Genomic DNA, 10,355 nt, shown 5'->3' with positions numbered 1-10,355 from the left:
GCAGCACGCGAGCCAATCCCGATGAGGAAACCATCAACTGGAGAGCCGTGTGCGGGAGAACCGCACGCACGGTTCGGAGGGCGGGGAGGCTAAGCCTTCCCGACCCCTATCTTCAAGCCGACATTCATGTGAACAGCAAGACACCCAAAAAAACCCGGCCACGAAGGCCGGGTAAAACGACAGCAACCCGCTGTCGAGAGAGCACAGGTTTACCGAATCAGGAAAGGAGGATCAGTGGTGGAAGCGCTCCGCCGCCTCGCGAGCCAGCAAGCGGATGGCGTCCCAGTCCTCGGCGTCGACCAGGGACTTGGGCGTGAGCCAGGAGCCGCCCACACACATCACGTTCTTGAGCGCCAGGTAGTCCTCGGCATTGTTGATGCCGATGCCGCCGGTGGGGCAGAAGCGCGCCTCGGGAATCGGGCCGGCGAAGGACTTGAGGGCCTTGATGCCGCCGCTGGCTTCGGCCGGGAAGAACTTGAAACGGCGATAGCCGTACTGCCAGCCGGTCATCAGCTCGGAGACGGTCGCCACGCCGGGCAGCATCGGCACCGGGCTGGTGACGCCGTAGCGATAGAGCGCCTCGGTGGTGCCGGGCGTCACCACGAAGTCGGCGCCCACCTCCTCGGCCTGGCGATACTGGGCCGGCGTGAGCACGGTGCCCACGCCGATGCTGGCCTGGGGCAGCGCCTCGTTGATGCGCTTGATCGCCTCCAGGGCACAGTCGGTGCGCAGGGTGATCTCCAGCACGGTCAGGCCGCCATCGTAGAGGGCGCGGGCCAGGGGCACGGCGTCCTCGATGCGCTGGATGGCGATGACCGGGATCACCTCGGCCTTGAGGCAGATGCTGTCCAGTTCGGTGGTACGGGTCGAGGGCAGCTGCTTGTCGATGCTCATGGTGTCACTCCAGAATTCAGGGGGCCCAATAGGTCGCCAGCGGGCAGGAAAGGAAGGCCCGGATCGGCAGCTCGCGGACGTCGTCACCGGTCAGCGCCCGGGCCAGCACGGCACGCTTGTCGCCGCCGGTGATGTGCAGCACATGGCGACGGGCCCGGTGCAGGCGACCGGCGCTCAGAGTGATGCGCGGCTGGGGCTGGCTGGGGGTACGGACCGCCACCGCCGCGGCATCGGTGGCCAGGGCCAGGTCGAGTTCGCGGCTGTCGGGGAACAGCGAGGCGGTGTGGCCGTCGCCTCCCATGCCGAGGATCACCACGCTGGCCGGCCAGGCCAGCCCGGCGACCCGCTCGGCCACCGCCTCCGCGCCTTGCTCCGGGGTCGCGTCGGCGGTGGTCAGCGGCACGAAGGTGGCGGCGGCGGCCGGTCCCTGCAGCAGGTGGGCTCGCACCAGGCGGGCATTGCTGTCATCCGCGTCCTCGGCCACCCAGCGCTCGTCGGCCAGCGTCACCTGGACGCGCGCCCAGGGCAGCTCGCAGGCCGCCAGGGCCGCGAAGAAGGGCACCGGCGTGGAGCCACCGGAGACCACCAGCAGGGCATTGTCCTGACGGGCCAGGTCGGCCCGCAGGGCCTCGGCCACGGCCTCGGCCAGCTGACGGGCCAACTGGTGGCGGGGGGAATCACTCATCTCGTCTCTTCCTCCAGGTAGGCCCGATAAGCCGAAGGCGCATCGGGCGTATTGTGCCCGGTGCGCTGGCGCTTACCAGGCCTACGCTCAAGCGGCTTTGATATTTTCTAATAATCCTCATACCAGCTGCGGCCATCCTGGGTGATCATGGCGGTCTTGAGAGAGCCACCGCCGGGTCCCTGGGGCCGCTCGCCGTGCCTCAGTAGTCTTCATACCAGCTGCGGCCATCCTGGGTGATCATGGCGATGGAGGCCACGGGCCCCCAGGAGCCGGCCGGATAGCGCCGCGGCGGCTCGTCGCGGTCGGCCCAGGCGGCGACCAGGCTGTCGCACCACTGCCAGGCGTGCTCGACCTCGTCGCGTCGCACGAAGAGATATTGCTGCCCCTTCATCACCTCGAGCAGCAGTCGCTCGTAGGCATCCGGGATGCGGGTCTTGGGGAAGGCGCTGCTGAAGTCCAGGTGCAACGGCCCGCGACGCAGGCGCATGCCCTTGTCCAGGCCACTGTCCTTGGTCAGCACCTCCAGCGCGATGCCCTCCTCCGGCTGCAGGCGGATCACCAGCTTGTTGGCGGCCAGCCCCCGCTGGTCGGGGTCGAAGATGTAGTGCGGCTGCTGGCGGAAGTGGATGATGATCTGCGAGAGCTTCTCCGGCATGCGCTTGCCGGTGCGCAGGTAGAAGGGCACCCCGGCCCAGCGCCAGTTGGCCACGCCGGTCTTCATCGCCACGAAGGTCTCGGTATGGCTCTGGGTATTGGCCCCCTCCTCCTCCAGGTAGCCCGGTACGGCCTGGCCATCCGTGGTACCGGCCATGTATTGGCCACGCACCACGTCGCGCCCCAGCATGTCGTCAGTGAAGGGCTTGAGCGCCTTGAGCACCTTGACCTTCTCGTCGCGGATGGCGTCGGCATCCAGGTTGGCCGGCGGGTCCATGGCGATCAGGCAGACCAGCTGCAGCAGGTGGTTCTGCACCATGTCACGCAGCTGGCCGGCCTCGTCGAAGTAGCCCCAGCGCCCCTCGATGCCGACCTTCTCGGCCACGGTAATCTCCACGTGAGAGATGTTGTTCTGGTTCCACTGGGTGCCGAACAGCGGGTTGGCGAAGCGCAGCGCGATGAGGTTCTGCACCGTCTCCTTGCCCAGGTAGTGATCGATGCGATAGACCCGGGACTCGGGGAACACCGCGCCGATGGCATCGTTGACCTCGGCGGAGGAGTCGAGGTCGAAGCCGATGGGCTTCTCGACCACCACCCGGCTCTGCTCGTCGAGGCTGCCGCTGGCCTCGAGGTGGCGGCAGATGTCGCCATAGATCTTGGCGCCCACCGAGAGGTAGACCACCATGGGGCGCAGCAGGCCCTGCTGGCGCCACTCGCGGATGGCGCCGTAGCCCTCGGGCTCGGTGAAGTCGAGCTGCATGAAATCCAGACGGGCCAGAAAACGCTTGAGCACGGCCTGGTCGAGCTCATCGGCCTTGACGTGGGTCTTGAGCGCCGTCTCGACCCTGGCCACAAAGGCCTCGCGATCGAGTTCCTGGCGTGCCAGTCCCAGCAGGCGGGTATCGGTATCCAGCAGGCCCTCGCGGTCGAGCTGGTAGAGCGCCGGATAGAGCTTGCGCTGGGCCAGGTCACCGAGAGCGCCGAACAGCGCCAGGTCGATCTCCGTGCCGCCGGCGTCGGTGGGCTTGGCCTCGCCGAGTCGATTGCGTTGTGTCATGTCCGCCCCATCTGGTTAACTTACCTAAAAAATAGCGCATGAAGGGCAAGCCTTGCAAACTATTTGTGTAAGTTTACAACAAAATGGCCATCCGCTGGCAGCCTCCCTCCGCTCCCTTTGCGCATACCTCAGCATAGCCAGCATAATGTAGTTAAATCACCACATCACCCGTGTTTCACCCTCGCGCCGCCGATGGCGCCCCCGTCATCACGGAGACATCAACGCCCATGGTCCGACACGATCTGCTCGACCGCATCCGCCGGCAGCTCGACGAGCTCAACCGATCCGAACGCAAGGTGGCCGACGTCATCCTGGCCGACCCGACTTCAGCCACCAGCATGAGCATCGCCAGCCTAGCCCAGCTGGCCTCGGTCAGCGAACCCACGGTCAACCGCTTCTGTCGCAGCTTCGAGGCCAAGGGCTACCCCGACTTCAAGATCAAGCTGGCCCAGAGCCTGGCTGGCGGCACGCCGTACGTCAGCCAGGCGGTGGAACCCGGCGACTCCGCCGCCGAGTACACCAACAAGATCTTCGGAGCGACCATCGCCGCTCTGGACCAGGCCCGCCGCGAGGTGACCCCCGAGCGCATCGAGCGCGTGGTCGACTACCTGATCCAGGCCAGGCACCTGCACTTCTTCGGCCTGGGAGCCTCCGGCGCCGTGGCGCAGGATGCCCAGCACAAGTTCTTCCGCTTCAACCTGCCGGTCACTGCCTATGTCGACGTGCTGATGCAGCGCATGGTGGCAGCCGCCTGCCACACGGGTGATGTGGTGGTAGTACTCTCCTGGACCGGACGCACCCGGGATCTGGTGGACATCGCCCAACTGGCGCGGGAGAACGGCGCCGTAGTGCTCGGCATCACCGCCCCGGATTCGCCGCTGGCCGCCGAGTGCACCGAGACCCTGGAAGTCGCCACGCCTGAAGACACCGACTACTACATGCCCATGACCTCGCGGATGATTCAGCTCGCGCTGATCGATGTCCTGGCCACCGGGGTGACCCTGCGCCGCGGCGAGGATTTCCTGCCCCATCTCAAGAAGATCAAGGACAGCCTGCAAGCGACACGCTACCCCGTAAGTGGTCGCGACGACCACTCATGAGAGGCCAGGGCGGGCTACCGCAGTTGGATCTGACGAGGGGCGCCGGGGACAGGTCGTAGAGGGGATCCTGGTATACCGCTATCTGCGATAGCCCTACCTGAGAGGCCTCCCGACTTGCCAGGCCGGCGCCGAGCCACAACAATGGCCAGCCTATCACCCACTTCCGGAGACCGAGATGCGCTGGCTTGCCGCTTCCACCGTTGTTCTCACCCTGTTCGCCCAGAGTGTCGCCGCCGATACCTTCCGCTTCACCGCCATTCCCGACGAGGACCAGTCGCGACTGGTCGAGCGCTTCTCCAAGGTCGCCGACTACCTCGAGGAGCGCCTCGACGTGGAGGTGGAGTACGTGCCGGTGAAGTCCTATGGCGCCACGGTCACGGCCTTTCGCAACGACCAGGTCCAGTTGGCCTGGTTCGGCGGCCTCTCCGGCGTTCAGGCGCGACGCCTGGTGCCGGGCTCCGTGGCCGTGGCTCAGGGCAGTGAAGACGCCGCGTTCAAGAGCTACTTCATCGCCCACCGCTCCACCGGCCTCGAACAGGCCGAGGCGCTGCCCGCGGCCATCGAGGGCATGAGCCTGACCTTCGGCTCGCGCACCTCCACGTCCGGGCGGCTGATGCCCGAGCACTTCCTGCGTCAGCGCTTCGGTCAGGCCCCTGACACGCTCTTCTCGCGGGTCGGCTTCTCCGGCGACCATTCGCGTACCATCGCCCTGGTGGAGGCCGGCACCTGGGATCTGGGGGCGGTCAACTTCAGCGTCTGGGAGGCCGCGGTGGAGGACGGCCGGGTGGATACCGACAAGGTCGAGGTGATCTGGGCCACCCCGCCCTACCCGGACTACAACTGGACCCTGCGCGGCGATGTCGATGAACGCTTCGGCGAGGGCTTCAGCGACCAGGTCCGCACGGCCCTGCTCGAGATGGACGACCCCGAGTTGCTGGCGAGCTTCCCTCGGGAGGGCTTCATTCCCGCCGACAATGCCCTCTACGTCCCCATCGAAGGCATCGCGGAAGAGCTCGGCCTGCTGCGCTGATGGGTGAGTCCCGCGACACCCTGCTCTCGCTTGCGGGCGTCGACCTGGTCCATGGCGACCGGGTGGTGCTGCCGGGACTGCACCTCGACCTGCGGCGCGACGAGCGGGTCGCCCTGCTCGGCCCCAGCGGGGCCGGCAAGTCCACCCTGCTCGGCGTCCTGCGCCGGCGCTTGGGCGACAGCGCCGCCTGGTGTCCCCAGCAGCATGGCCTGGTGCCTCAGCTGGCGGTCTATCACAACGTCTACATGGGACGGCTGGCCGAGCACTCGGCCCTGGCCAACCTGTGGAACCTGGTGCGCCCGCTGCCCGGACCCTGGCGCCAGGTCGCCGAGCTCTGCGACGCCCTGGGCCTGGAAGGACTGATGCGCCGCCCGGTCGGCCAGCTCTCCGGCGGCCAGCGCCAGCGGGTGGCCATCGCTCGAGCCCTCTATCAGCAGCGAGAGCTGTTCCTCGGCGACGAGCCGGTGGCCAGCGTCGACCCCCACCAGGCGCTGCGCCTGCTGGCGCTGATCGAGGCGCGCCACGCCACCTCGGTGATTGCCCTCCACCAGCGAGAACTGGCGCTCAGCCACTTCGACCGGGTGTGGGGCCTGCGTGACGGCCGGCTGGTGATCGACGCCCCGGCCCGCGAGCTGACCCTGGCAGACCTGGACGGCCTCTACCCGGATGCCGATGGCCAGACCGGCGAAGCCCGCTCCCGGGGCCGGCCATGACCCTCGCCGACCATCGCACGCCGGCGCCCCGACCGGGCTGGCTGGCCGGGCAGAGCACCGGCGTGCGCCTGGCTCGCCATACCCTGACGCTGGTGGCCCTGGCGGTGGTGCTGGTGCCCTTCGCCGACCTGGCAGTCCTGACCCGCGACCCCTGGGCAGAGCTGGCGCGCATGGCCAAGGGGCTGGCCTGGCCCGCCTGGGGGGCGATGGAGTCACCGCTGGAGGCCCTCGGCTTGACGGTCGCCGTGGCCCTGTGGGGCACGCTGGGCGGAATAGTGCTGGGTTTCCCGCTGGCCCTGCTGTTCGCCCGCTCGCGGCTGATCCGCGCCGGCTGCGCCTTCGTGCGGGCGATCCATGAGCTGTTCTGGGCGTTGCTCTTCCTGCAGGTGTTCGGCCTCTCCGCCGCCACCGCGCTGATGGCCCTGGCGATCCCCTATGCCGGCATCTTCGCCAAGGTCTTCGCGGAGATCCTCGAGCAGATCCCCGGCGCGCCGCGAGACGCCCTGCCGCCCGGCGTCTCGCGGCTGTCGCGCTTCGTCTATGCGGAGCTGCCGCTGGCCTGGACGCGGCTCGCCGCCTACACCCGCTACCGCTTCGAGTGCGCGCTGCGCGCCAGCGTGCTGCTGGGCTTCGTCGGCCTGCCGACCCTGGGCTTCCAGCTCGAGACCGCCTTCCGCGAGGGGCGCTACCATGAGGCCGGGGCGCTGCTGTGGCTGTTCTACCTGCTGATCGCCAGCCTGCCCTGGTGGGGCCACCGGCGGCTGATGCCGCTGCTGGTGCTCGGCGGGGCCTTCCTGCTGGGCCCCTGGCCGGCGGTGGATGGCGGCCTCTTGTGGCGCTTCGTCAGCCAGGATATCTGGCCGCCAGCGCTGCTCGAAGGCGACTGGCGAGGCCTCATCGACTGGCTGGCACGCATCCCCGACCTGGCCCCGGCCATCGGCAACACCCTGCTGCTCGGCCTGCTGGGCAGCGTGGGGGCGCTGCTGGTGGCCCTGGCGCTGTGGCCGCTGGCCTGTCGCCACTTCGGCAACCCGGTGACCCGCCTGGTCGGCCGGGGGCTGCTGCTGTTCCTGCGCTCGACCCCCGAGCTGATGCTGGCCTTCTTCTTCCTGCTGCTGCTGGGGCCGTCGCTGCTGCCCGCCTGGCTGGCGCTGGCGCTGCACAACGGCGCGCTGATCGCCTTCCTGGTGGCCCGCCACGCGGACGCCATCACCCCCGGCATGCCGGGGGTGAACGCCCCGGGCCGGTTGGCCTACGAGCTGCTGCCACGGCTCTATCCGGGCATGCTGGCGCTGCTCTACTACCGTGCCGAGGTGATCCTGCGCGAGACGGCCATCCTGGGCATGCTGGGGGTGGCCACCCTGGGCTACTACATCGATGCGAACTTCGAGTACCTGCTGTTCGACGTCGCCTTCTTCCTGCTGCTGGTCACCGCGGCCCTCAACATCGCCGTGGATGCCCTCTCGCGACGGCTGCGCCCGCGAGAGACCGCCATCATCGACGACCCCTGCCAGCGCTAGGGATCGTCGCCACTCCCGGCGCCGGGCGTCACTCGGCGCAATCGATGCACTTCAGCACCAGGGGGTCGCCTTCCAGGCGCCTGGTGCCGATCCATTCACCACACTCGATGCACTCGCCATACTCGCCCTTCTCGATGCGCGCGAGGGCCCCCGTGATGCGCCGCAGGGCCAGCTGGCGACGCTGCTCCTCGGCCTTGGCCATGGCCTGCCCCTGCATGGCATCCATGCGCGACAGCCGCCCTACCGAGGTCTGGTCCAGCATCACGGTGTCGCGGGAATCGCGACTGGCGTCGCTCAGCTCGAGCAGTTCGGCGCGCAGCGCGTGCAACCGCCTCACCACGGCGTCCATATCCAGCTCAGGATGGTTCATCATCGCCTCCATTTCCGGAATCTTTAGATCAGCTCGGCACGCCACCGTATGCACTCAAGCTGATATCCTGGGTCGCTTTCACCGGCAGGGCCGCCATGGCTCCATCTTGCCACCGCGGCCCTGCCGTCGCACTCCCGTCTTGCCATCCAACACTCACCGGAGGTCACCATGGGTTACCGCACCCTGCTGCGGGATCATCGCGGGCTGCTGGGTATCGCCTTCCTGGCGATGTTCACCTCGAGCCTCGGCCAGAGCTTCTTCATCGGCCTATTCCAGGCACCGATCAGCACGCACCTGGGACTCTCCGCCGGGCAGTTCGGCACTGCCTATGCCGGGGTGACCCTGGTCGCAGGGTTCGCCGTGCTTCGCCTGGGCCCCAGCATCGACTGGGTCGCTCCGCGACGCTTCGCGCTGGTGGTACTCGCTGCACTGCTCGCCGGCATCCTGCTGTTGACCGCCGCCCCCTGGTGGGGGCTGGGGCTTCTTGGCCTGGGGCTGGTGCGCTTCTGCGGCCAGGGCATGATGACCCACCTGGGCAACACCCTCGCCGGGCGGGAGTTCGTCACCATGCGCGGCCGCGCCCTGGGCCTGGTCAGCACCGGCATCATGCTCGGCGAGACGGCCCTGCCACCGCTGATGGCGGCGATGCTGGTGTGGCTGGGATGGCGGGAGCTGTGGTGGCTGCTGATAGTCTTCCTGGCGCTATTCTGGGTGCCACTAATGCTTCGCGGCCCCTGGCCGAAGGCACCGGGCAAGCGCCCGGCGCGTGGCCAGCGCCGCCAGGGTCCGCGCCCCTTCCGCGAGGCGCGCTTCTGGCAGTTGCTGCCGCTGCTGATGATCCTGCCGGTGACCATGACCGGGCTCTTCATCTACCAGGCACGCATGACCGACGACCTGGGCAGTTCGCTCACCGTCTATGCCCTGGCCCTGACTGGCATGGGACTGGCCAAGCTGCCCGGTGCCCTGCTGGGTGGGCGTTGGGTCGACCGGCTCGGCCCGGTACGCCTGGCAAGGCTCTACCTGCTGCCCTACGCGCTGGCCCTCGTGGTGGCCATCAGCGTCGGCGGTCACGCCGGCGTCTGGGCGCTCATGGTGGGCGGGGGGCTCGCCATGGGGGCCCAGGAGTCCATCGCCACCAGCCTGCTGGTGCGCCTGTGGGGCGCCGAGCACCTGGGCACGGTGCGCGCCACCCTGAGCGCCGCCATGGTCTTCTCCACGGGCATCGCTCCAGCCCTGCTGGGCATCGCGCTGGACCTGGGCGCGTCCTTCTCCCATGTCTTGGTCGGCATGCTGGCGCTGCTGGTCATCGGCTGGGCGCTGGCCCAGGGCGTGCTGGCGAGCCCCGAGGCCCGAGGCCCGTAGGGCTTGACACGACGACGCCGGCCCGAGGGCCGGCGTCGCGCGGCGCTGCCGATGGCGATCAGCGTAACAGCAGCACCGGGCCGTTGGCCTTGCGCAGCATGGTGGTGGTGGTGCTGCCCACCAGCAGATGGCGGATGCGCGAGTGGCCATAGGCGCCCATCACCAGCAGGTCGATGGCATGCTCCTCCTGGTAGGTGTGGAGTGTCGCCTCTACCTCGCCGGCGCGGATGGCGCCTTCTGCTTCGTGGCCGGCGTCGCGCAGGGTCTTGAGCGCCCAGTCGAGCTGGGAGCGGTTATCGCCGGTCTCGGCGCCGACGATTACCACGTGCACCGGGATACCGTCGAACAGCGGGCTCTTGGCCAGCATCTCCACCCCCTTGCGGGTGGTCTTGCTGCCGTCGAAGGCAAGCATCACCTTCTCGGGTGTCTTGTAGGTGTCGGGCACCATCAGGATCGGCCGGTGCAGGGTACGCACCGCCCGCTCGAGGTTGGAGCCCAGGTGGTCACTGGCCTGATGCGCGCCCTCGCCACGCTTGCCCATCACCAGCAGGCGGATCTCATCGACCAGTTCCTCCAGGGTCTCCACCAGGGTGCCGTTACGCTGGCGACCGGCGGGCTCGGTCACGCCGTCCTCGACGGCCCGCTCGCGGGCCGCCTTGAGCATCAGCCGGCCCTGCTCCTGGGCCACCTTGGCCCGCTGCTCGTCCAGGTGGGAGAGCTCCTCGAGCAGGTGCTCCCTGGCCCCGAGCCCGATATTCCCGGAGAGATCCGCTTCGGCGGTCTGAGGATGGTTGTCGTTCACATGCAGGAAGGTCAGCGGGGCACCCAATGCCAGGCTGGCCCAGGCGGCGTAGTCACACACTCCTTCCGAGAACTTCGAGCCGTCGATGGCGGCCATCACCTGTTCGGTCATCGTCTTGTCCTGAAGCTGGCGTTTATGATCATCTCTTCACCTTCTACATCATCCATG

General features: G+C 68.3%; 10 protein-coding genes. 5 read left to right on the top strand and 5 right to left on the bottom strand.

Annotation, left to right across the window (positions count from 1 at the left end; genetic code table 11):
• Positions 1-231: 231 nt before the first annotated feature.
• The 3 genes from OP498_RS13710 to zwf form a co-directional block, all read right to left on the bottom strand.
• Positions 232-894, bottom strand: coding sequence for a bifunctional 4-hydroxy-2-oxoglutarate aldolase/2-dehydro-3-deoxy-phosphogluconate aldolase (locus tag OP498_RS13710; protein WP_280547896.1), 663 nt, complete (start codon positions 892-894; stop codon positions 232-234).
• A gap of 16 nt (positions 895-910) precedes the next feature.
• Positions 911-1,579, bottom strand: a complete 669-nt coding sequence (gene pgl, locus OP498_RS13705; RefSeq protein ID WP_280553898.1) for a 6-phosphogluconolactonase — start codon at positions 1,577-1,579, stop codon at positions 911-913.
• A 199-nt stretch (positions 1,580-1,778) separates the two neighbouring features.
• Complete coding sequence (gene zwf / locus OP498_RS13700; protein WP_280553897.1) at positions 1,779-3,290, bottom strand: glucose-6-phosphate dehydrogenase; 1,512 nt, start codon at positions 3,288-3,290, stop codon at positions 1,779-1,781.
• A gap of 227 nt (positions 3,291-3,517) precedes the next feature.
• On the opposite strand from zwf, the gene OP498_RS13695 reads away from it, so the two are divergent.
• The 4 genes from OP498_RS13695 (at position 3,518) to OP498_RS13680 (ending at position 7,653) form a co-directional block, all read left to right on the top strand.
• Positions 3,518-4,390: a MurR/RpiR family transcriptional regulator gene (locus OP498_RS13695; protein ID WP_280553895.1), complete on the top strand. Its 873-nt coding sequence runs from the start codon at positions 3,518-3,520 to the stop codon at positions 4,388-4,390.
• Between the two features lie 175 nt (positions 4,391-4,565).
• The gene (locus tag OP498_RS13690; RefSeq protein WP_280553894.1) at positions 4,566-5,420 is read left to right on the top strand and encodes a putative selenate ABC transporter substrate-binding protein; all 855 of its coding nucleotides are present in this window, start codon (positions 4,566-4,568) and stop codon (positions 5,418-5,420) included.
• A complete protein-coding gene (locus OP498_RS13685; RefSeq protein WP_280553893.1) occupies positions 5,420-6,133 on the top strand; it encodes an ATP-binding cassette domain-containing protein in 714 nt (237 codons plus the stop codon). Before OP498_RS13690 ends, OP498_RS13685 begins: the two co-directional genes overlap by 1 nt.
• The gene (locus OP498_RS13680; protein WP_280553892.1) at positions 6,130-7,653 is read left to right on the top strand and encodes an ABC transporter permease; all 1,524 of its coding nucleotides are present in this window, start codon (positions 6,130-6,132) and stop codon (positions 7,651-7,653) included. Before OP498_RS13685 ends, OP498_RS13680 begins: the two co-directional genes overlap by 4 nt.
• 28 nt (positions 7,654-7,681) lie before the next feature.
• On the opposite strand, the gene OP498_RS13675 is transcribed toward OP498_RS13680, so the two are convergent.
• The gene (locus tag OP498_RS13675; protein ID WP_280547903.1) at positions 7,682-8,023 is read right to left on the bottom strand and encodes a TraR/DksA family transcriptional regulator; all 342 of its coding nucleotides are present in this window, start codon (positions 8,021-8,023) and stop codon (positions 7,682-7,684) included.
• Between the two features lie 168 nt (positions 8,024-8,191).
• Between OP498_RS13675 and OP498_RS13670 the strand changes: the two genes are divergently transcribed.
• Positions 8,192-9,385 (top strand): MFS transporter, encoded by a 1,194-nt coding sequence (locus OP498_RS13670; protein WP_280553891.1) that lies wholly within the window; start codon positions 8,192-8,194, stop codon positions 9,383-9,385.
• 58 nt (positions 9,386-9,443) lie between these two features.
• On the opposite strand, the gene OP498_RS13665 is transcribed toward OP498_RS13670, so the two are convergent.
• A complete protein-coding gene (locus OP498_RS13665) occupies positions 9,444-10,298 on the bottom strand; it encodes a universal stress protein (RefSeq protein ID WP_280547905.1) in 855 nt (284 codons plus the stop codon).
• Between the last annotated feature and the right edge of the window lie 57 nt (positions 10,299-10,355).

The sequence above is a fragment of the Halomonas sp. 25-S5 genome (assembly GCF_029889845.1).
Lineage (GTDB): Bacteria > Pseudomonadota > Gammaproteobacteria > Pseudomonadales > Halomonadaceae > Halomonas.
Note: the sequence above shows the minus strand (reverse complement) of the source record. Positions and strands in the feature narration are given on the sequence as shown.

Excerpts from the sequence above, each read along its gene's own strand:
- OP498_RS13690 (WP_280553894.1), top strand. The coding sequence starts at position 4,566 with ATGCGCTGGCTTGCCGCTTCCACCGTTGTTCTCACCCTGTTCGCCCAG.
- OP498_RS13670 (WP_280553891.1), top strand. The coding sequence starts at position 8,192 with ATGGGTTACCGCACCCTGCTGCGGGATCATCGCGGGCTGCTGGGTATC.
- OP498_RS13675 (WP_280547903.1), bottom strand. The coding sequence starts at position 8,023 with ATGAACCATCCTGAGCTGGATATGGACGCCGTGGTGAGGCGGTTGCAC.
- OP498_RS13710 (WP_280547896.1), bottom strand. The coding sequence starts at position 894 with ATGAGCATCGACAAGCAGCTGCCCTCGACCCGTACCACCGAACTGGAC.
- OP498_RS13695 (WP_280553895.1), top strand. The coding sequence starts at position 3,518 with ATGGTCCGACACGATCTGCTCGACCGCATCCGCCGGCAGCTCGACGAG.
- pgl (WP_280553898.1), bottom strand. The coding sequence starts at position 1,579 with ATGAGTGATTCCCCCCGCCACCAGTTGGCCCGTCAGCTGGCCGAGGCC.
- OP498_RS13680 (WP_280553892.1), top strand. The coding sequence starts at position 6,130 with ATGACCCTCGCCGACCATCGCACGCCGGCGCCCCGACCGGGCTGGCTG.
- OP498_RS13665 (WP_280547905.1), bottom strand. The coding sequence starts at position 10,298 with ATGACCGAACAGGTGATGGCCGCCATCGACGGCTCGAAGTTCTCGGAA.
- OP498_RS13685 (WP_280553893.1), top strand. The coding sequence starts at position 5,420 with ATGGGTGAGTCCCGCGACACCCTGCTCTCGCTTGCGGGCGTCGACCTG.
- zwf (WP_280553897.1), bottom strand. The coding sequence starts at position 3,290 with ATGACACAACGCAATCGACTCGGCGAGGCCAAGCCCACCGACGCCGGC.